Genomic DNA, 22,945 nt, shown 5'->3' on the forward strand with positions numbered 1-22,945 from the left:
ACAGTGGTTGCTCACCAGTTGATATTGTCCGGCCAGACCCATGATGTATTATTCATTTCGTTCAGCATCTTTATGTCCTGCTTTTCACGGGCATACTTACCCCATAATGAATGAAAAGAACGAACAATACTGATTAACTGCTTTTTTCTTTGCTCCGGAGATAGGCTGATAAAATAGCAGCACCTGCTGTCAATATTATCCTCAATGAAATTAAAATCAGAGTCTGATGCATATTTTACTGTTAGCATAATATCATTCGACGTTGTTCTCTCAGACTCTGTTAATGCTGATTCTATCAGGTATTCAAAGGCATACATGACAGACAGCTGGTTTTTGTCTGTCTGAATATAACCCATTGAGTTTCTGAGTATTGAGGACTGTACCAGGACCAGAGGCCATAAAAGCTCAACACCATAAAGCTTATATGTATCATGTTGATCATACTGATGTTGCTCAACACGACGATTACCTTCCCGTGCTTTACGAATATCATAGGCAAGGGATAACATAAATCCGTCTTTAACTTTAATCAGTGGGCTTTCATCCACGATGTAATGAATGAGTTCATGTAATTCATTCAGGGCTTCTGAATCTCCCCACAGTATAAAACCTGCATTGTTCGGCGTTAACTCGTATCGAAGCATGGGCTCAATCATCCTGTTGTTTCAGTCGGAGGAAAGTCTATCAGTAAAGAGAATGAGAGATCAAAGTGGTCATTTTAATTGAGCTGGATAACGGACATTTCAATTGAGCCTTGACACTATCATGACATTGCTCCACCCTATTTGTAACAAGAAACCACACTGAAAATGTTGTCTTTAATCAATTGTAAGTGTATGTAAAATACCACTTTAGAGTTATAACCCCCCTCTAACTCCTCACTCTTTTGTCTAATTCAGAGATAGATCACCTTTTCAATAATCCTTTAGATAACTACATGTTATCGCGAGATTTAATCAATTTTTGCTAGTTCCCTTCAAAATTAAGTTTGCCGCTAATTTGCACAATTCGTTTATTGCGTGATCTGCCGCGCAAATACTAAACAAAACTCTCAAAGCCCCTACATTTAACGTTTATGAGACATATTATTAACATCCTACAAGGAGAACAAAAGCCATGAGCCAAATACATAAACACGCTATTCCCGCAAACATTGCGGATCGTTGCCTGATAAACCCGGAGCAGTACGAAGAGAAATACCAGCAATCCGTTAACGAACCCGACACATTTTGGGGCGAGCAGGGAAAGATACTTGATTGGATCAAGCCGTACAGCCAGGTGAAGAACACCTCCTTCGCACCGGGCAACGTGTCGATTAAATGGTACGAAGACGGCACCCTGAACCTGGCCGCAAACTGCCTTGACCGTCATTTACAGGCAAATGGCGATCGCACCGCCATCATCTGGGAAGGCGATGACGCCACCCAAAGCAAAAACATTACTTATCGCGAACTGCATCGCGATGTTTGCCGTTTCGCCAATACGCTACTGGATTTAGGCATTAAAAAAGGCGACGTAGTGGCCATTTATATGCCGATGGTGCCGGAAGCGGCGGTTGCTATGCTGGCTTGCGCCCGCATTGGCGCGGTGCATTCGGTCATCTTCGGTGGTTTCTCACCAGAGGCCGTCGCCGGACGTATCATCGACTCCAATTCACGTCTGGTGATCACCGCCGACGAAGGCGTGCGCGCCGGCCGCGCCATCCCGCTGAAAAAGAACGTCGATGATGCGCTGAAAAACCCGAACGTGAAAACCGTGGAACATGTGGTCGTCCTCAAACGTACCGGTGGAAAAACGGAATGGCAGGAAGGCCGTGACCTGTGGTGGTCCGATCTTATCGAGAAAGCCAGCCCGGAACATCAGCCAGAAGAAATGAACGCGGAAGATCCGCTGTTTATCCTCTATACCTCCGGTTCAACCGGCAAGCCAAAAGGCGTACTGCATACCACCGGCGGATATCTGGTCTATGCCGCAACCACCTTTAAGTACGTGTTTGACTACCATCAGGGCGATATTTATTGGTGTACTGCTGACGTGGGTTGGGTAACCGGGCACAGCTACCTGCTGTATGGTCCGCTGGCCTGCGGCGCAACCACGCTGATGTTCGAAGGCGTGCCAAACTGGCCAACCCCGGCGCGTATGTCGCAGGTTGTGGACAAGCACCAGGTCAATATTCTGTATACCGCGCCGACCGCCATCCGCGCCCTGATGGCAGAAGGTGATAAAGCGATTGAAGGCACTGACCGCTCCTCGCTGCGTATCCTGGGTTCCGTTGGCGAGCCGATTAACCCGGAAGCATGGGAGTGGTACTGGAAGAAGATCGGCAACGAAAAATGCCCGGTCGTCGATACCTGGTGGCAGACCGAAACCGGTGGATTCATGATCACCCCGCTGCCGGGCGCCACCGAGCTGAAAGCGGGTTCCGCAACCCGTCCGTTCTTTGGCGTACAGCCTGCGATTGTCGATAACGAGGGTAATCCGCTGGAAGGCGCGACCGAAGGCAACCTGGTGATTACCGACTCGTGGCCGGGCCAGGCGAGAACGCTGTTTGGCGATCACGAACGCTTTGAGCAGACCTACTTTTCTACCTTCAAGAATATGTACTTCAGCGGCGACGGCGCGCGTCGTGACGAAGATGGCTATTACTGGATCACCGGTCGTGTGGACGATGTGCTGAACGTCTCTGGCCACCGTCTGGGAACGGCAGAAATCGAATCGGCGCTGGTGTCACATCCGAAGATTGCCGAGGCCGCGGTGGTGGGTATTCCGCATAATATTAAAGGCCAGGCGATCTACGCCTACGTCACGCTGAATCACGGCGAAGAGCCGTCACCGGAGCTGTACGCCGAGGTGCGCAACTGGGTACGTAAAGAAATTGGTCCGCTGGCAACGCCAGACGTGCTGCACTGGACCGACTCACTGCCGAAAACCCGCTCCGGCAAAATCATGCGCCGTATTCTGCGTAAAATCGCGGCGGGCGATACCAGCAATCTGGGCGATACCTCGACCCTCGCCGATCCTGGCGTGGTAGAGAAACTGCTCGAAGAGAAGCAGGCCATCGCGATGCCATCATAACCATAACCGTGAAATGCCCGATGGTGCGCGGCTTATCGGGCCTACAAATCCTACCCCTACCCCTCCCCTGACCGGGAGGGAAAATATAATAACCCACCCCAAAGGATTTCGCGTTGCAGGAAGGCGGCAAGCGAGCGCATCCCCAGGAGCATAGTTCACTATGTGACTGAGGTGGGCGAGTGCGGCCAACACACTTGCAACGTGAAAGACGAAGGGGGCCTCTGGAGAACTCTGTGATGAATGACTCTATTTATCAGCGGATAGAAGACAGTGCGCGTTTCAGGGAGTTAGTTGAAAAAAGGCAACGGTTTGCCACCATTCTGTCCATCATCATGCTGGCAGTTTACATCAGCTTTATTTTACTGATTGCCTTTGCGCCTGGCTGGCTGGGTACGCCGCTACACGCGGGAACCAGCGTCACCCGGGGTATTCCGATTGGGGTCGGTGTGATCCTCATCTCCTTCATCCTGACCGGGATCTATATCTGGCGGGCAAACGGTGAATTCGACCGCCTGAACAATGCGGTTCTGCACGAGGTTAAAGCATCATGAAGAGAGTCCTGACGGCGCTTGCCGCCACGCTGCCCTTCGCCGCAAACGCGGCGGATGCTATTAGCGGTGCAGTCCAACGCCAGCCAACCAACTGGCAGGCGATTGTCATGTTCCTGATTTTCGTCATCTTTACGCTCGGTATTACTTACTGGGCGTCTAAGCGCGTACGTTCGCGTAATGACTACTACACCGCCGGCGGTAACATCACTGGTTTCCAGAACGGGCTGGCGATTGCGGGCGACTATATGTCGGCGGCATCGTTTCTCGGGATTTCCGCGCTGGTGTTTACCTCCGGTTATGACGGGCTGATCTATTCACTCGGCTTCCTGGTCGGCTGGCCAATTATCCTGTTCCTGATTGCTGAGCGTCTGCGTAACCTGGGTCGTTACACCTTTGCAGATGTTGCTTCTTATCGTCTGAAGCAAGGACCAATCCGTATTCTGTCGGCCTGTGGTTCTCTGGTGGTGGTCGCGCTGTATCTGATCGCCCAGATGGTCGGCGCAGGTAAGCTGATTGAGCTGCTGTTTGGTCTGAACTATCACATCGCCGTCGTACTGGTTGGCGTGCTGATGATGATGTACGTCCTGTTTGGCGGCATGCTGGCGACCACCTGGGTACAGATCATCAAAGCCGTTCTGCTGCTGTTCGGCGCCAGCTTTATGGCCTTTATGGTGATGAAGCACGTCGGCTTTAGCTTCAACAACCTGTTCACCGAAGCAATGGCGGTACACCCGAAAGGTTCAGCCATTATGAGCCCGGGCGGACTGGTAAAAGATCCGATCTCCGCCCTGTCGTTAGGTCTCGGCCTAATGTTTGGTACGGCAGGCTTGCCGCACATCCTGATGCGCTTCTTTACGGTCAGCGATGCCCGCGAAGCGCGTAAGAGCGTGTTCTATGCCACCGGTTTTATGGGTTATTTCTACATCCTGACCTTTATCATCGGCTTTGGTGCGATCATGCTGGTGGGCGCTAATCCGGCGTATAAAGACGCTGCTGGCGCGCTGATCGGCGGTAACAACATGGCGGCGGTTCACCTGGCAAATGCGGTGGGCGGCAACCTATTCCTGGGCTTCATCTCAGCCGTGGCGTTTGCCACCATCCTGGCAGTGGTTGCAGGCCTGACGCTGGCGGGCGCATCGGCCGTTTCTCACGACCTGTACGCCAACGTGTTCCGTAAAGGCGCAACCGAACGTGAAGAGCTGAAGGTGTCGAAAATCACCGTACTGGTGCTGGGCGTGATTGCCATCCTGCTCGGCGTGCTGTTTGAGAACCAGAATATCGCCTTCATGGTAGGTCTGGCGTTTGCTATCGCAGCCAGCTGCAACTTCCCGATCATTCTGCTCTCCATGTACTGGTCAAGACTGACCACGCGTGGCGCGATGTTGGGCGGCTGGTTAGGTCTGCTGACGGCGGTGGTGCTGATGGTGCTTGGCCCGACGATTTGGGTCCAGATCCTTGGTCACGAAAAAGCCATTTTCCCGTATGAATATCCGGCGCTGTTCTCCATCAGCGTAGCGTTCCTCGGGATCTGGTTCTTCTCTGCTACCGATAACTCAGAAGAAGGTAATCGCGAACGCGAGCAGTTCCGTGCTCAGTTCATCCGTTCCCAGACCGGGTACGGCGTAGAACAAGGTCGCGCGCACTAACCACACCTACTCATCCCCGGTCTGAACGACCGGGGCATTTTTTCAGAACATCACCATCGCGACCAGCGGCGCCACCAGCACCATCACCACGCCGGAAAGCATCATCACCAGGCTGGCGACCACGCCCTCCTGCTGGCCGAGCTCATAAGAGCGCGCCGTGCCCGCACCATGCGAGGCTGCGCCAAATCCTGCGCCTTTCGCCATCCCTTCCCGAATAGAAAGCCGTAAAAACAGTACATCGCCAACCGCCATACCGAATACACCGGTCACTACCACGAACAATGCCACCAGGTCTGGTTGCCCGCCCAACGGCTCTGCTGCCGCCAGCGCAAATGGCGTGGTGACGGAGCGCACCGCCAGGCTACGCTGGATTTCATCAGGCAACATAAACAGACGCGCCAGCCACACGGAACTGGTAACGGCCACCAGCGTTGCCGTTACCACGCCCGCCGTCAGTGACATCCAGTGTCGCTTAATCACGGCAAGGTTGTCATAGACCGGAACGGCAAAAGCGATGGTCGCAGGGCCTAACAGCCACAGCAGCCAGTGCGATTCACCAATATAGTTTTGCCAGGAGATATGCCCAAAGACCAGCATCAGGACCAGCAGCGCAGGAGTGAACACTAACGGCATCAGCGGTAATTTACGAAAACGGCGATACAGCCGCTTGTTGGCAAAATAGATGCCCAGCGTAATCACCAGACACAGCACGCTTAGCTGGAAATTACTCACGGTTTAGCCTGCTCATTTCATAGCGATACACTTTATCCACGACCCACGCCGTTGCGCCAAGCACCATCAACGTACTTAGCGCAATGACGGCAAATATGCGCCAACCATCGACCAACAACAGCTGCGTATAGTTGACGACAGCCACCACCGCCGGAACAAAAAACAGCAACATTTCAGCCAGTAACCAGCGAGCGCCTGCACGAATCCAGTTCAGCGGGATAACCCGGCAGACAATCAGCGCCAACATCAGCACCATCCCAACCAGGTTGGCAGGAAGCGGCAGATGCAGCCAGGAGACAAGATATTGAGCAAATACAAATAGACCTGCGTACAACAGAACCTGAACGGGGATCTGGAGTCGATGAATAACGGCAGGCGTCACGCGGCTTATCGCCACAGCCATGAGGGTATGTCCTTAAAAAGTAGAGAGCGCCAGTATAGAGAGCCCCCGTCCAGGACTGAAATGAATTAAACTCATTGCAGGCATAGTCTTAAGGAATAATCATGGATATCAGAACGCTGCGCTATTTTGTTGAGGTGGTTCGTCAGCAGAGCTTTACCCGCGCAGCGGAGAAGCTTTTTGTCACCCAGCCCACCATCAGCAAGATGTTGAAGAACCTTGAAGACGAGCTTAACTGCACGCTGTTAATCCGCGACGGTCGGCGACTGCTGTTAACCGACACCGGACAGGTTGTTTTCGAACGCGGCCTGGCGATCCTCGCCGAGTTTCGCCAGCTCGAAGCAGAACTCAGCGACATTAATCACCTCAACAAGGGAGTGCTGCGCCTCGGCATTCCGCCCATGGTCGGTATGTTGATGGCCGGGCCTATCAGCCTGTTTCGCCAGCGCTATCCCGGCGTCGAGCTGAAGGTATCTGAATTTGGAGGCTTAACCGTCCAGCAGGCGGTGATGAATGGCGAGCTGGATGTCGCGATGACCGCGCTGCCGGTTGAAGAAGAGAGCGGCCTGGCGACCTTACCGCTTTTTAGCCATCCGCTCTGCGTGCTGGTCCCCCGCTCCGGTCAGTGGACAACGTGTGAATCCATTTCCCCCGAGGCGTTAGCGGAGCATCCCCTGCTTATCTATAACGAAGATTTCGCGTTGAGCCGTCAGTTGCTTGAGCTGTTTAACCAGCACAACGTCAAACCCCGCATCGCGGTACGCAGTGGGCAGTGGGATTTTCTGGCGGCGATGGTGCAAGCCGGAGTCGGGATCGCCATTTTACCGGAGCCGATTTGCCAGCGCTTGGATAAGCAGACGCTGCGCTGGATCCCTTTGGAGAGTGATTTACGCTGGCAGTTGGGCATGATTTGGCGCGAAGGTGTGTATCTGTCGCACAGCGCCCAGGCGTGGCTCAAATGCTGTGAAGGGTTCTGGCTAACGCAAGAGTCGTAACATGCCGGATGCGGCTTAACGCTTATCAGACCTACAATTGGATTCCGTAGGCCTGATAAGCGTAGCGCCATCAGGCACAACCGTTTATTCGTTCTCGATCAACAGCGCTTCCAGCAAATCCAGATCGTGCAGCAGTTTTTGCAGCGTCTCATTGCTGATTTCCCGCGTGGCGCGCAGGTGATAAAGTTCCGCGCGCTCGGAGCGCAGGGCCGCCAGACGGAAACGCCGCTCGAGGTTTTCTTCCTGCATCGAGCTTTCTACGTCGTTGCGTCCGTCGGCGCGTCGACGCAGGTTACCGATGACGCGTGAACTCACCTCGGTGAGCAACTGATTGTCGATGTTCTCTTCGGTATCTGCGGCCAGACGCTCCTCCATTTTCTGGATGGCGACAATCGCCACTTCCGCCGTGGCAGCGCGGGCAATTCGTTCCTCTTTCTGCTGCTGCGAGTGGTCTGCCACTTCCAGGTGTTGCAGCAGAAGCGGCAGCATCACCACGCCAACAAACAGCGAGAACAGAATCACGCCCGCGGCAAGGAAGATCAGCTCATATCGCGCCGGGAAGCCGCTACCATCCGGTAACAGCAACGGAATAGAGAGCACACCGGCAAGAGTAATGGCCCCACGCACGCCCGCAAAGGAGGCGATCATGATTTCACGCGTCGTCCAGGAACCAAACTCCATCGGCTTTTTCTTCAGAAAGCGCAGGCTAAACTTCTTCATCGTCCACAGCCAGCCAAAACGTACCAGCATCAGCGCCACGTAAATCAGCACTATATCGGTAAACAGCATCCAGATTTCAACATTCGGATCGGCTTCTGCCGCCGCCAAAGAAGACTCCAGAATCCCCGGCAACTGCAGTCCTAACAGCAAGAAAACCATGCCGTTAAACACAAACTCCAGCATCGCCCAGGTGCTGTTAGCACGTAAACGCATCGCCAGCGGCGCCCGGCGCATTACCCCGGAACGGGTAATCGTCATCCCGGCTGCGACCGCCGCGAGGATGCCGGAAACACCGATGTGTTCCGCAATCAGGTAAGACGCAAACGGCAGCAGGAACAGCAGAACGATTTGCGTTGCCGGTTCATCACCCCCCCAACGGCTGAGAAAACGCAGGGAGCGCCCGTACAGCCAACTGACGACAAAACCGGCCAGGATACCGCCAATCGCTACCTTGAAGAATTCAAGCGTTGCGCCACCAACCGTAAACACCATCGTGCCCATCGCCACGGCGACGGCAAATTTCAGTGATACCAGACCGGAGGCGTCGTTCATCAACGCTTCGCCCTGCAGGATACCCATGATTTTCTTCGGTATGCGTCCCTCGCCCACTATGCCGGAAAGGGCCACGGCATCGGTTGGCGACAGGACAGCGGCCAGCGCAAAGGCTGGGATGAGAGGGATCCCCGGCACCAGCCAGTAAATCATAAAGCCAATCCCGACCACCGTGACCAGAACCAGCGCCAGCGCAAGGCCGAAGATCTCTCGCCCGTGCTCCAGAAACTCACGGGTTGGCGTCTTCCAGCCATCGGCGAAAAGCAGCGGCGGGATGAACAGAACCAGAAAAAGCTCAGGATCGAATTCCACATGCAAACCAAACGTCGGCCACGCCAGCAAGGCGCCGATGGCGATCTGCATAAGGGGTAAAGGGAGTTGGAATGGCAATACGCGAGTAAAAACCCCCGACAGCGAGACCACAAGGGTCATGATGAGTATGGTGAAAAAGATTTCCATGCGTTCCCTGTTTGCGATGTTTCTTATGATCAGTGATGAGAGGCGTCGTGCCTCAATTCTATCTACTTGAGAGTAACGCAAAAGACAACGAGAGTGTTGTGAAAATAAAAACGGGCGGCCAAAGCCACCCGTTTTCAGAATCTTCATCAAATGAGGATTAGATAGCCCAACCACCAGCGTAGAAGGCCACCAGCGCGATGGCGATGACCACTGTGCCGATGTTCAGTTTGCGCCATTCGCCAGAGACGATACGGCCAATCACCAGGGTAGCAAAGCCAATCATAATGCCGGTCACGATGTTACAGGTCAGCACGATAAATACGGCCGTTACCAGCCCCGCCATAGCGTCGACAAAGTCAGCAAAGTCGATTTTCGCTACGTTGCTCAACATCAGCAGGCCCACATACATCAGCGCAGGTGCCGTTGCATATACTGGTACAAGATAAGAGAGCGGAGAGAGGAACAGGATCAGCAGGAATAGTACGCCAACGGTGATCGCCGTCAGGCCGGTTTTGCCGCCTGCCGCCGTACCCGCTGCGGATTCAATATAAACCGCCGCCGGTGCAGCGCCCACCAGGCCAGAGAACACGCTGCTCAGGGAGTCGGTGGTCAGCGCTTTGCCGCCGTCAATAATCTGTCCGTCTTTATCCAGCAGATTCGCCTGTCCGGCTACCGCACGGATGGTTCCGGTCGCATCGAAGACAGCGGTCATGACCAGCGCCAGCACGCTCGGCAGTACGATCGGGTTTAGTGCGCCCATAATATCCAGGCTACCGATCAGCGAGTTGCCGTTTTCGTCGCTCAGAGACGGCATGGCAAAAATACCGGAGAAATGTACGGCCGGGTCGAAAATCAAACCCACTACGGAAATACCGATAATAGTCAGCAGGATACCGCCAGGTACTTTCAGTTTTTCGAGGCCAATAATCACCGCCAGACCTACCAGCGACATAATCACCGGGAAGGTATCGAAATCGCCCAGCGCAACCGGCAGGCCGTCCAGCGGGTTTTTAATAACCAGACCCACGCCGTTTGCCGCAATCAGCAGCAGGAACAGGCCGATACCAATCCCCGTACCGTGCGCAACACCCTGCGGTAGATTGCGCAGGATCCAGCTACGAATACCAGTCGCGGAAATGATGGTAAACAGGACACCCATCAGGAACACCGCACCCAGCGCAACAGGCACACTGATATGTTGTCCCAGTACCAGGCTGAATGCGGTAAACGCCGTCAAAGAAATGGCGCAGCCAATCGCCAGCGGCAGGTTTGCCCACAGGCCCATCACAATAGAACCGACGCCCGCGACCAGACAGGTTGCCACAAATACAGCGGCAGGCGGGAATCCGGCTTTACCCAGCATCCCCGGAACCACGATAACGGAGTAGACCATGGCCAGGAACGTCGTTAATCCGGCAACGACTTCCTGACGAACGGTACTGCCGCGGAGCGAAATTTTAAACCAGGCGTCGAGTGAACCGCCGGTACGCGCTGAAGGCGTAGACATAGAAAACATCCCCTGAGAGTTTATTTTTTCGTCATTATGCGTGCTGGACAATCCACTGCCTGCTAAACGTTTTCTCCATGTGCCAGGTTTGCGTCAATAGGGGTGTCGCAAAAAAGCAAACGTTTAGCTCCGCGCATAAAAAACGGGTGGTAAAAAAAAGCAAACGATTATCCAGCGATCATACGCTGGTTTTCAACTGAACTTTGCCGCTTTTTACTCATTTCTCCTTATAACGCGCAATAAATAATCAGTCGATGCGCAAACGTTATCGTCAATGCGCAGTCTGGCAACAAATTTTGCGGAGTTATTACAACATCGGTGTGCCTTTTTCACGCAAACTTGCGCAAGAAAACCGGTGAAGATGCGGAAAATTTTTTGGCTAAAAAATCACCATTTCACTGGTAAATGGAGAGAGGTGGCTTACAATTACATTATCAACACAGACCGGAACCTCACCTAATGTGCTCGACTGAGGGGTGTTGATGTCGGGGGAAACCCTCCCGTGAACCAGCGGGATAGAGTGAAAGACAAAGACCGGAACCAAACTAAAGCGCCCTCTGTGGCGCTTTAGTTTTATATCCGTCCATCCATCAGATATTTCACATCAATCATCTTCCAGCAGACGCGCCCCGGTCCCCTTCTCGCCAAGCTGATCGCCTGGGTTACGCAACGGGCAATCGCTGCGCGACAAACAACCGCAACCAATACACCCATCCAGTTCATCGCGTAGCGCCACTAAAGTATGAATGCGTCGATCCAGCTCTTCACGCCATTGCGAAGAGAGCTGCTTCCACTCTTTAGCACTGAGCGAATGTCCTTCAGGTAATACGCCGAGCGCGTCACCGATCGTTGCCAACGGGATCCCGATGCGTTGAGCAATCTTGATAATCGCCACATAACGCAACACATCACGTCTGTATCGGCGCTGATTGCCGCTGTTGCGCATACTGCTGATTAACCCTTTGCTTTCATAGAAATGCAGGGTTGATACCGCTACGCCGCTACGCTTTGCGACTTCACCTGGCGTGAGCAGCGCTTTTATTCGGGGTAATTTCTTTTCCATAAATCGCTTTACCTCAAGTTAACTTGAGGAATTATACTCGCCCACAGACAAAACGACGAATCGAATACTGAAAAAGAGGCAGCCCTATGTCCCATCAGCAGATTATTCAGACCCTTATTGAATGGATTGACGACCATATCGATCAGCCGCTGAACATTGAGGCGGTGGCGAAAAAATCAGGTTACTCGAAGTGGTATTTACAGAGAATGTTCCGCACGGTGATGCGCCAGACGTTGGGTGACTATATCCGCCAGCGTCGACTCCTGCTGGCTGCTGTTGAACTGCGGACGACCGAGCGACCTATTTTCGATATCGCGATGGATCTTGGTTATGTATCACAACAAACCTTCTCACGCGTGTTTCGCCGCGAGTTTGATCGTACCCCTAGCGATTACCGCCACCGCCTGTAAGATTATTGCCCGCTCTGCGTCAGTATGGCGGGCGACCGTTGTATCCAGTGCATGAACTCCTGTGGCGGCAGCGCCTTCGCAAAATACCAGCCCTGACAATACTGTACGCCACGTTCGCGCAGCCACTCGATTTGCTCAACCGTCTCTACCCCTTCCGCAATCATCTTCAGGTGTAAGCTTTGCGCCATTTCGATGATATGTTCGGCAATCAGGTGACTGGTGCTGTTGGTGGACAACGTACTAATAAATGATTTGTCGATCTTCAGGATATCGATATTCAACGCGGATAAATTGTGTAGATTGGAATATCCCGTCCCAAAATCATCAAACGCCACTTCATAACCCGCCTGACGAAACGCCTGGATTACCGCGGTCATTTTATCTACATCAATAAACCCGCGTTCCGTCACCTCGACTTTAATTTGCTGGGCCGCCACAGAGTACTCACGGTTTTTGTCGGTAATCAGGGCAATAAGTCGGGATGAATGAAAGTCAGAAGCAGAGAGGTTTATCGAGATATAAAGCTGAGGATGCGCCGAAAGAAAATATCCTAAATCGTTGAATACCTCTTCAATCACGTAATCCGTGATCCGCTCAATCATTCCCTCTTTTTCAGCCAGCGGAATAAACTCGGTTGGGCTCATTACTTCACCATCACAGCCCGGCCAGCGCAGCAGAGCCTCAGCCCCTACGCACTGGCCGTTTTCGATATCAATGATCGGCTGGTAGTGCAGACACAGTTGACGTTTTTTGATTGCGCGTTTTAACAAGCGGCGGGGAGATAAGTATTCCTGACGCGTGCGCCACCACATTAACAGCATCAGGATGCTGCAGATAATCCCGAAAGGAATCGTTAAGGCAGCCTCATGATAGAAAATCGAATGTATGCGTTTATCCGAAGTCGACACAATAATCGCAATCGGGCGTTTTTCTGAATGCACTTTGGTGTAGAAGCGATCGTCCAACTGGAAGGTTGAGGCTTCACCGTGCACCAACGGCAATAACTGCGCAATAGGCGCCCCTTCGCTGGCAGAGAAAAAAGTACCCGTTACCGTGTCATACACGCCCCAAGACAGGTCCGGGTCATCTGACATAACTTCGCTGTAAGATAATGGGTTGATGACGACAACGTAGTTTCCACGTTGCATATACGTCATTCTGTAGCCAGCGAAAAAGGGGGTATCGCGATAGTAATAAATGGAGATGTCCGGCGTACGTTTATAGTCGGCGGTCGGCATAATATAGGCGACTGGCGGCGCCATCGACGTAGAGCACAAAAAATGATCGCCCTGCGCATAAATTAACTCGCTGATATATAAACGACCACGAATAATATCTAGCATATTTTTCTGATGTGCCGGGGTACACATCTTACCTTGATACAACAGGGCCATATCTCGCGCTAAATCGGCTTGTTGGATCACCAATTCAGTTTTATTTAACACCAGTTGCGCAAAAGAGCGAAGTTGATTACGGGTTTCGGACATTGCCCGGATTTGAGCAAACCATAACGCCAGCACCACGGGGAGCAATACCACCATGAATGTTCCGAGGAACTTCAGTATCTTGCGTCGCGCACTGTGATTCATGTCAGCCCTGTTTCCCTGTTTCGTATATGCCAGAACCCATTAAGGCAAGATGCTATAAACACCGACTGATTAAGTTGCATGAATCTATCAGTATTAGCAACAGACTTCTCTATGTAAAAGTCTGATAATAGTTGATGATGATATTATTTTTCCGTAAGACAAACTTAAAGTTATGCTTATTTCATAACGTTATTATCCTCAAGGAGTAATTTTTTATAAGCACTATCCTGGCTTTATTTAAGAAATTCATTAGATTTTTTTAACGATGAATTTAGGATAAATAAAACAGGTAACAAAAATGCATCTTTAAGATTGATTATTTAGTATCATTGCTTCCTCAAATATAACCACATGTTTAACATGGTTATCATCCTGCAAAAAATACGCCCAACACTGGTGAACAAACGATCATATGTGATATAGTTCACAAAAATCATGTAACAGAAACGATGTTTCATTCATGTTATTGCCCGTCGATAGCCAGAGTACTACACCCTCGGTGAACACCCCCGCGCTGTCCTGGGCATCCAGACTTTCTGAGGACGTTTTTCATGGCAACGATAACAACTGGCGTGGTTCTTCTGCGGTGGCAATTACTCAGTGCAGTGCTGATGTTTTTAGCCAGTACGCTCAATATCCGTTTTCGTAAATCAGATTATATTGGCCTGGCCGTCATTAGCAGCGGTTTAGGGCTGGTTTTTGCCTGCTGGTTTGCGACCGGATTACTCGGCATAACCCTGGTGGATATGTCCGCAATCTGGAAGAACATTGAAACCGTAATGGTTGAAGTGATGAGCCATACACCGCCAGACTGGCCGATGGTGTTGAACTGATAACAGAATTGCATATGGCTACCCCAGTTCTGAGGTAGCCATAATTTTCAGCGAAAAGCAGAAGGATTAGAACGGTTAAGTTTACCTAATACCTTGTCTATTAACACTCAATAGACAGTTGGGCCTTAGCAAACGCTTAGATAGGTTAGAAACTGAACACTTGTTTCCTAAACCGCGAACTTTTCTAGGCTCAACTGTAATGAATTTTGTAAGGTATTAATTTCATATACTTGTCAAACTTTACAGTTTAACTACCTTCGCCAATTCTGCCCGAATGCAAGAACTACTTGCATGCAACTTACCAGTTAAGGCTAGTTGACGACGGCTAGCAAGCTAAATTTAATCGTATGTCACCAAGCAACAAATGCGGGCCAAAGTAAAGTGAGTTACGTCACTTTGCACCTTGTGCTACCGTACACAAAGCCTCAATATCTTCAGCAGAAAGTTTATGATGTTTAAGTTGCTTATGAACGATTTGCGAGTCGGCATACCCACCATTACTCGCCAACGAGATTGAATATGCTTGTATCGCATTGCGCATCCTATTGAGTCCTTGTTCGTTAACTATTCGGATGTCGGAATGGGGCGATGCCGCGTGTTCAAATATGGTTTTAGGATGCACCAAGATGGGAGTCCTTGTACAAGTGTGACCGTACTTTTCATCAAACCAGACGATGGACCCATTTAACTGGTTCGTGTCATGTTTGGAGATTCTTTCTGCCAGAACAGCTCCGCTCTTGCACTCAATCACGAAATACCTCGAGTTGCCAAGAGCCCAAAGATTATCTGGTCCTCTGCCCACTAGGTCTTCTGGCCTCTCGGATCCGAAACCGAGAAAAATGCCTAATTCCTTAATGGCAGCCTCAAACCGCTTCGACCCTTCCTCTCCCCATTGTAGATCGTCTAACAACCCGTTGACCCATATGATGAGATCGTTTCCTTCGAGAAAACGCGTCATGAACTGAACGGCTGCGGCCGCTTGTCCGCTAGCGGGTGCGCTGAGACGGTGATAAGTCGTTCCTGCCAAGGGTTTAAGAAGTCGATAGTTATCGCTGAGCGCGGCCAGTTGCAGTTCCTGCGCCTGTGAAGGGTCAGTGAAATTCGTATACGCCGCTAACTGCTGCTTCAGATAGCCTTTGATCTGACGCTCGCTTGCTGCATTCACCGCTGTCTGAGCCTTATTCTTAGCAATGTCATATCGCGACACACGGGCCGCATCGAAGGCCTCCCGCAACAGGACCTGATTATCGTCAATCCGTCCCCCTTCGACAGGTGGCGCATTCACAACCGCATTACGGCCAGCCTGTACCCAGTTGTCATCTTGGGTCAGGCATAGGCCCATAATACCCTGCAGCTTCTCAAGCGATTGTCCACGCAACTGCTCCGCCACACTTTTACCGAGCTCAATCTGAGCACAAGTGGCTGAAGAAAACATCGTTTCAGCTTCGGGTTGATGGAGTCGTTGCGTCAACCTGCCACCAAGCAATAGTACGACACAATGATCGTCACTTGAACGTACACCACGACCCATTCCCTGTTCAATTCTCTGAACTTGGCGCACAAGTTGGCGTTTGGTTCCGTCTAGCAGCAACATTTCACGCCTTTCACCGAGTCCGTAAACCTCCGGCAAGCCATCAATGACGAGCAACTCACAAGCCTTTCCTGGCAAATCGATACCGTCGTATTTATTAATTAGTACGGTTAGGCCTACAAAACCGTCCTTGAGACGCTGTATTCCAGCCTGAATGTTATCTTTGTTAAGTATCTGATAAGCAGAATCTTTCCAGAATTTCGCGCGTTCTTTAGAGGGTACGATAACTACTACGTTCAGATCCTTTGCGATATCTGACACAAGTTCGCGGATCTCCTCCATTTTGAAGTCCGGATTGATCTCCTGTGGGGCAAGAATCATTCGGTCTCCAATATCTCCGCCCCCTTTAGGTCGGATCGGCTTAACTACCTCGTCCGCCAATGCCCCAAAGTGACTCACGAGGATCGTGTCGTCAGCTAAGGTGGCCGTCATATAGATTCTTCGCTGAGCAGTTGCGAAGGATGGAATGCGGTCGATCGGAATGAAATGCGGCGCGATTTCTAGTTTACCGCCGCCGAAAAGGCAGGTGCAGAGCGGGATACAATCGCGCAACAAGGGCCAACTCCATTCCAACTCTGCAGAATTCCGTTGTGCATGAAGCAACGCGATTACTTCCTTTTGTTTAGACTGCCAAGCCCAGTATGGCACTTCCATTACAATGCTAGGATCTAGAGCCTGCACGTCGAGCAGCCCAGTAGGGGACTGTTTATCCAAGTCGTTCTCAAAAAGGTTCAGAAGGTCGTCGTACACCGGTGTGCCAACATCTGCCTTTATCGAGAACTGGTCGTGGACCACGCTAAGACATGCATGTGCATCATCGACAACAACACAGCCTATCGGGATCTTTTTCTGTCCGACCCCAAAAACCGATCTTGCATTGAATAGCTTCCACACATTGGCAACAAGGATGGCACGTCCAGCAAGGAAATCTGGATCCTTCTCATCGTCTGTTGCGGGAATGCCGAGCGCCTTAGCCTCATCTAGTACCTGATTGACAAGGAAACTATCGGGCGTAATGTATACTGCGGGCTTGACGTTTTCGTTGAGGGAGCTCTGCAAGCACAGCAGGCCCACCACAGTCTTACCACCGCCGGTATTCATCTTCAGCGTCAAATCTTTGGCCTGCCTCCGTGCATACCAAACGTCAAGTACGTCCGCCTGTTCATCCAATGGCCGCTTGAAACGAGCGTCTCGCTTAAGCGTCGTAAAGATTTTTCTCGGGTCAGTTTGTTTTGCACCGATACCAGCGTTCAGCTTGTCAAAGTCTAGGCTCATGTAACAATCTCAAGTTAGGATTGGGCTATGTAAGTCCCCAATATTTCTATAATGTATTACAATGACCATGCAACGAGATAGTCATTGCCCCAATTAGAACTTTAAGGCACTCCGTTTCTAGATTCATTGAACCACTACAAATTTTATTAAAACGCTACAAGATAATTCCTCCTAGAGCTAGGAGAAAATTGGGGGCTATCAATCCATAGATTGACTTGCACCACAGCTGACGACATGGAGTCTAGATGACAGAATTTATGACAATACACACTTTTATCTGCTAGATAGTGATATAATATTCCATCCTATTGATATATACCGAGGTATACGTGAAAAATCAGGTTGATATCGAACTCCAGAGATTGATAAGGGCGCGGTATGACGCCGCGTTAGAAAATTGGAGTGAATGGAAATGGTTAGAAATCGGGCATGGCGTCGTCATCATATATCTCGATTAAAATTTAAGAGAAAAACATATCGAACTGCGGTGGCTAAAACAGCAAAAGTTGTAGGGAAAATTTACTGCACTCCTTGTTCTTGTTATTTATGTGGTAATCAAAGAACTCATCACGGATTGAACATTCAAGAGCTACGAGCCTTGCTGCGTTTCACTGATTGACTTATAAAAAATTAATCTATTAGATAATAAAAAAGGCTCCAACCTCAGGAGCCTAAATTGCTAAAGAGCTAATTAAAAACATTATCTTTTACTACATCAAAGAATATTTTCCCGTGACATATAACCAACAACAGATCCTTTTTCCACCAAAAACTCTAATATTACTAAAACCTCTTCCCTCAACTGTTTTGTTCGTCTAATTCGCTCACGCTCAGTGTTAATATACCGTCTAACCAAACATTCTAAATAATAAACTGTATCATTCTCCAATTTCTTTTCACATAACTCTTTATTAGCCGACAATATCCCTGAAAGCCAGGTTATACCTTGATTAAGATAGCAACCAGCAATATTATTCAAAGATTTAGCAAGAGAGTATAAAGTTGAAGGGCAATGACCCATAGTTTTAGAAACATCGGAAAAGAATTGACTGTTGCTATCTTTAAATGTGTGCCAACCATTAGAATTTTCTTTCCAAGAAGTTTCAGCAAAAAGATAACTTTTTAGAATTTTATCAACATACCAATACCTATCTCCATCTTTGCACAAAGTAACCACCTTATCAAAAAACAAATCCCAAACCTGCCAAAATTTGGCATAAGTATTTAATTGATCTTCGGCAAGAATAAATTCTTTAAATAATTCTGCAATAGGTTCAGAACCATTGAAACCATCAAGAAAGGGTTTTAAATAATCAGGGAGTTCACTCGCAGATGTATGAAGTGTAAAATAGGCAAATCTTTCTAAGAATGAGTGCCGTACAGCGCAATCTACTCTATCCTCCCGATCACTCGATAATAGGCTTGTAGAAAAATGTTTAACAATCAATGATACCAATTGCTTATGCTCAATATTAACAGTATTAATTGGGATCAAATGAAAAGCAGTATTCAAAATATGTAGTTCAACCTTTTCCATATCTCCTAAATGATCTATAGAAATTTTATTACCAATGACATTTGATATGCATTGTCCATAATCATTTAAGAACCTCTCATTGAGATTCGTTTTTTTGATATCATAGTCGCCCTGTCGATACCTTTCATGAATAATTTCCCTTCCGAGAGCCACATGCTTTGGCTTTAAAATCAAAAAACCAAACAATAAAGACTGCATGTCATCAAAATAGTCTTTCCATAATTTATGAATCACCATACTAGGAAATACGGAGTAACGTCCCCCTAACATTCCAGTAGGATAATCATTAAACAACGTTAATAGTAATATTATTTTGATAGTATCCCTTTCCATTGGGTAATTATGGTAAACTACAGATAAAGCTGAAATTGCAGAGGTTGTCCCATCAAGAGCCTGATAATTATAACCGTCCGACAAAGGCAACTTTGAATACGCTAAAACAATATCTTTACAGTATTCTCTTTCTTCATATGCTAGCTCGTTAAAATGCTCTAATAGCAATATAGAACAAACATCCGCTGGTATATTACTATTTAAAAGGCGGAAATCGTCATCACTGTTTTCATTAAGCTTACACATTATTTCCTTAGTCTCTTGTAAAACAACCTGCGGTTTATTCTCATACATTTCATACAGCTTGTGACGTTCATCCTTATCTCTTTTATAGCTTACCCATAGCTTCAGCGTCATATACTTCATATGTTCGGAATTTTTCTTGATTGCTTCATCACTATACTGTTTTAGCTTAGGGTCGATCTCAGGATTGAATAATATCTCAATCCCTTCATCTTTCTCCTTAGTAGTTATCTTCATCTTCCGCCGATCCATTCTCGCTAAGCAAAGCCTCCACGTTTTATCGACTTCTGTTTCTTGTGATTCATCAGGAAACTGGCTATAGTATTTATCGAAAATATCCCAAAGTACTTGTTGTCTTTCCTTAACAACTTCCTCCGTTATATTTTCACTTCTGAATATTTGATAATGCAAAGCTAGATTTTCAAGATAATTATTTCTGTGGACATCATCACAAGCCTTAATCCTATCTTCTTCGTGTAAAGTGTTTTTGTAATTTGCACCGCCAAAGCTATTCCTCAGTGAGATTAATGAACTTTTATGTGTTTTGTCTAGAATCATTCGATTCATATCAAAATGGAAGAAAGCCTTTGTTTGGAATAGCACTTTAGCTACATTGAATGACTTCTCAGGAAATGCAAGTACAATACTCGTAACTACCGCGGAGATAGAAGCTGACTTGGAATTTCTCAGCAAATAGAGAAGCCAACTTTCCAGTACTTTTGAGTCTGCATTTTTAAATTTCTCAAGGAAAAACTTCTCCAAAGCCATATGAATTGATGAGAGTAAGTAGGCAGAGACCTGTGTGCCTCGATATGAACACCATAGACGATTGCATATATATTGCTTTATTAACTTCCCGTCTTCGATAAAAACTTCAACTTCTTCAACTTCGTTTTTAGCAAAGCGGAAGTGTGCAAAACATACCGTTGTCTTGTTCGTAAAATCAAGAATGAAATCTATTGTTTTTTTGAACTGTAATTGTAGCAACCAATATATAGGAGTCTGATATGGACTTTCTGGATAATAGTCATGATGAGACCTAAATAGACCGAACTCATCTTCAATATCCATACGGTGATAACGTTCGCCTTTTTCTTTAAGTGGCCGATACCAGAACAGATCTGCCAATTGTAGAACATATTCCGGGAGAGATGCCCAAACCGGATGTGAATCTAAGTCTGTAAGGATTAAAGTCATAAGATCGAAATATGGGGTACCGTGCTCGTTCCACCTATTTTTAAGAACCTTAACTAAAACCTCTTCTATTTCAGGTTTAATCATGGCCGCCCCATGAAGAATCGCATGCAAAATATTTTTCTCATTACCCCTTCCGGATAAATAGACATCCTCCTCTACAGTCCATTGATAATATTTTAGGGCTATCAAACTAGATAATCGAGTCGTTTCACCCACTTTGTTCTTTTGATTCCACTCTTGAATCACCGGAAGTATAAAATTAATATTTCTGACGCCGATTTCATCTAAATTTTCATGGATTAATTTGATCACACTATGCCAACCAGTTCCCTTTGGCTTGGTAAGAACATATTTAATGGAAAGCAGATCAGAATTACTAACCCCTAACTGTCTCAGGAGATCGTAATCAACATCCTTGCAAGCAAGCCTAAGTAAGAAAGTTAGTCTTTTTAAAAGATTCTGGTCATTACCAAGTAAATATCGTTTAAAGAAATTAAAAAACATATCTGAGTTGTCGGAAAGAAGGACAGCTATCCATAACTCATCTTTCCAAAATTTTGATATTCCTTCCCCACAGACTATTTCGGCGATAAAAGGCTTTAATGTCTGGTCATCTAAAAGCAATCGTTCAGATATCCAATTCCGGAAACTACGGCGAACAGGAAGTGATTCTCCTATTTTTTCGAAGAACTCATTATTGTTCGCTTTACGGATATAATCGACGGAAATTTTCTTTTCTAATGCCCATTCCTCGTATATATCATGTGTAATGAAGTAACCAGCAGCTTCATAGCCGATAACTCCGTCTTTAACTAACGCATCTAAAATTTTTGTATCACATGCCGGGGAGACAAAAAATTGGCCCTCGCTAGCCCGCTGAAAAGCAGTCGCTAAGAAACACTGCTCTCGAGAAGGTTTATTTTTAACAATAATCTTATTCCAAAGCTTTTCTTTGAAGCTCACATAATCGATACTTTCATCGGTATAGAACCTCAGATATTCACTTAGATAAAATGGATTTTTGATTAGCTCTAATAATCGAACATCTTGAGGAAGGCTAAATCCATTATTATCAGATAACTCTATTAGCTCGCTGCGTTCAAGGTTCTTTATTACTAAGTTCTCAGGAGTTATCTTATAAATATCTATGAAAGCATAGTTCAGATCTGACAAGTAGTTGTTACGGGTTGTGAAAACAATCTGCCATTTATCCTTTATTAAAACAGTTAGGAATTCTTTAAAAGGATCGATATTGGTCAGTTCTAAAAGCTTTTCAGCAGAATCTACGACTATGACTTTACGTAATTCGTCTTGATGAGCATTAGAGAAATCGTCTAAGCCATGCGCACCGAATAGCTCATTAATGCTGTCCTTTTTAAATTCGCTAGCCTTAAAGACATAGAAAGGAGTGCATTGTTTTTCTGCTTCATAAATTTTTTTGATAACTGCTGTTTTTCCAACTCCACCCTCTCCGCTGACGATGACAATTTTTTTCTGAACTAGATTCTCATATAGAATTTCTATGCAATGTCGTCTGTCAATTTCAATACTTCTGTCTTTGAAATCTATATTGGTTTGAATTTCATATAAAACATTTTCTGTGTGCTTGCGCTTTTCTTCTAATAAATCAAAGATGCTTTCATTGAGGGAGAAAAAATGTTTTGCAATCTTTTCATTCTCAACTATTACAAACGGTGATTCAAAAAAACTAGCAACTCTCCATACTATTTCGATACCCGACTCATATGCTTTCTGATCAACTTCAATTTTTATTTTTGGATCGTTACTATTTCCGATATTTTCCAGATAATTATCAGCACTCTTCTCGTCTTCAGGTTCATGGGACTTTCTCCCCTGCCCCCACTCTTGATTGGTATAGAAAATGATCTTACTTAATCCTGGATAAGCCTTTTTGCTTTTCCCAATCATTTCTATAAGATCAGCTTTGTTATCCGACAATTTTGTGTCATAGAATTTAGCTTGCCAACCGATAAGTTCATTATCTTTGGTTATCGGATTAGTTTCGATACCAGATTGATTCTTATATCTAAATATACCTGCGGGTATTTTGAACTCTTGACAGAACAACAAGTAGCAAAACCACTCAAAATTATCTTGAGGATTCTCATTAAATTTAGCTTTAAAATTATCCCAGTTTGGTTTGACCATTTAATTATTCTCCTAGTTTTTTGTAAATAACTGCCCCTATACAGAGAAATGCACCCTCGATATCGTAC

The 22,945-nt window shown here is 47.6% G+C and carries 15 protein-coding genes; 6 read left to right on the forward strand and 9 right to left on the reverse strand.

Features of this window, described 5'->3' with window-relative positions:
• Positions 1–11 precede the first annotated feature (11 nt).
• On the reverse strand, positions 12–644 hold the full coding sequence (locus tag HV350_RS22580; protein WP_001567369.1) for a hypothetical protein: 633 nt from the start codon (positions 642–644) through the stop codon (positions 12–14).
• Positions 645–1,116: 472 nt separating this feature from the next.
• Between HV350_RS22580 and acs the strand changes: the two genes are divergently transcribed.
• From acs to actP, 3 genes are all read left to right on the forward strand, one after another.
• Positions 1,117–3,075, forward strand: coding sequence for an acetate--CoA ligase (gene acs, locus HV350_RS22585; RefSeq protein ID WP_016155371.1), 1,959 nt, complete (start codon positions 1,117–1,119; stop codon positions 3,073–3,075).
• A 236-nt stretch (positions 3,076–3,311) separates the two neighbouring features.
• On the forward strand, positions 3,312–3,626 hold the full coding sequence (locus HV350_RS22590) for a DUF485 domain-containing protein (RefSeq protein WP_016155370.1): 315 nt from the start codon (positions 3,312–3,314) through the stop codon (positions 3,624–3,626).
• Complete coding sequence (gene actP / locus HV350_RS22595; protein WP_016155369.1) at positions 3,623–5,272, forward strand: cation/acetate symporter ActP; 1,650 nt, start codon at positions 3,623–3,625, stop codon at positions 5,270–5,272. The genes HV350_RS22590 and actP overlap by 4 nt, the downstream gene beginning before the upstream one ends.
• Positions 5,273–5,314: 42 nt before the next feature.
• On the opposite strand, the gene HV350_RS22600 is transcribed toward actP, so the two are convergent.
• Positions 5,315–6,004 (reverse strand): LrgB family protein, encoded by a 690-nt coding sequence (locus HV350_RS22600; protein WP_016155368.1) that lies wholly within the window; start codon positions 6,002–6,004, stop codon positions 5,315–5,317.
• Positions 5,997–6,407 (reverse strand): CidA/LrgA family protein, encoded by a 411-nt coding sequence (locus HV350_RS22605; protein WP_016155367.1) that lies wholly within the window; start codon positions 6,405–6,407, stop codon positions 5,997–5,999. Before HV350_RS22605 ends, HV350_RS22600 begins: the two co-directional genes overlap by 8 nt.
• Positions 6,408–6,508: 101 nt before the next feature.
• On the opposite strand from HV350_RS22605, the gene HV350_RS22610 reads away from it, so the two are divergent.
• A complete protein-coding gene (locus HV350_RS22610; protein WP_047357727.1) occupies positions 6,509–7,399 on the forward strand; it encodes a LysR family transcriptional regulator in 891 nt (296 codons plus the stop codon).
• Positions 7,400–7,483: 84 nt separating this feature from the next.
• On the opposite strand, the gene HV350_RS22615 is transcribed toward HV350_RS22610, so the two are convergent.
• The 3 genes from HV350_RS22615 to soxR form a co-directional block, all read right to left on the reverse strand.
• Complete coding sequence (locus HV350_RS22615; protein ID WP_016155450.1) at positions 7,484–9,130, reverse strand: Na+/H+ antiporter; 1,647 nt, start codon at positions 9,128–9,130, stop codon at positions 7,484–7,486.
• 157 nt (positions 9,131–9,287) lie between these two features.
• Complete coding sequence (ghxP, locus tag HV350_RS22620; protein ID WP_016155449.1) at positions 9,288–10,637, reverse strand: guanine/hypoxanthine transporter GhxP; 1,350 nt, start codon at positions 10,635–10,637, stop codon at positions 9,288–9,290.
• A gap of 604 nt (positions 10,638–11,241) precedes the next feature.
• Positions 11,242–11,700: a redox-sensitive transcriptional activator SoxR gene (gene soxR, locus HV350_RS22625; protein WP_016155363.1), complete on the reverse strand. Its 459-nt coding sequence runs from the start codon at positions 11,698–11,700 to the stop codon at positions 11,242–11,244.
• A gap of 86 nt (positions 11,701–11,786) precedes the next feature.
• On the opposite strand from soxR, the gene soxS reads away from it, so the two are divergent.
• The gene (gene soxS / locus HV350_RS22630) at positions 11,787–12,110 is read left to right on the forward strand and encodes a superoxide response transcriptional regulator SoxS (protein ID WP_016155362.1); all 324 of its coding nucleotides are present in this window, start codon (positions 11,787–11,789) and stop codon (positions 12,108–12,110) included.
• 2 nt (positions 12,111–12,112) lie between these two features.
• On the opposite strand, the gene HV350_RS22635 is transcribed toward soxS, so the two are convergent.
• Positions 12,113–13,699: an EAL domain-containing protein gene (locus HV350_RS22635; RefSeq protein WP_016155448.1), complete on the reverse strand. Its 1,587-nt coding sequence runs from the start codon at positions 13,697–13,699 to the stop codon at positions 12,113–12,115.
• Positions 13,700–14,250: 551 nt separating this feature from the next.
• Here HV350_RS22635 and HV350_RS22640 point away from each other — a divergent pair.
• Positions 14,251–14,532 (forward strand): YjcB family protein, encoded by a 282-nt coding sequence (locus tag HV350_RS22640; RefSeq protein WP_016155360.1) that lies wholly within the window; start codon positions 14,251–14,253, stop codon positions 14,530–14,532.
• A gap of 391 nt (positions 14,533–14,923) precedes the next feature.
• On the opposite strand, the gene HV350_RS22645 is transcribed toward HV350_RS22640, so the two are convergent.
• Together HV350_RS22645 and avs4 are read right to left on the reverse strand one after the other, a co-directional pair.
• On the reverse strand, positions 14,924–17,398 hold the full coding sequence (locus tag HV350_RS22645; RefSeq protein ID WP_181629357.1) for a DEAD/DEAH box helicase: 2,475 nt from the start codon (positions 17,396–17,398) through the stop codon (positions 14,924–14,926).
• A gap of 715 nt (positions 17,399–18,113) precedes the next feature.
• On the reverse strand, positions 18,114–22,877 hold the full coding sequence (avs4, locus tag HV350_RS22650) for an AVAST type 4 anti-phage nuclease Avs4 (RefSeq protein WP_181629359.1): 4,764 nt from the start codon (positions 22,875–22,877) through the stop codon (positions 18,114–18,116).
• Positions 22,878–22,945: the final 68 nt, after the last annotated feature.

The sequence above is a fragment of the Citrobacter sp. RHBSTW-01013 genome, assembly GCF_013781985.1.
Classification (GTDB): Bacteria; Pseudomonadota; Gammaproteobacteria; order Enterobacterales; family Enterobacteriaceae; genus Citrobacter; species Citrobacter braakii.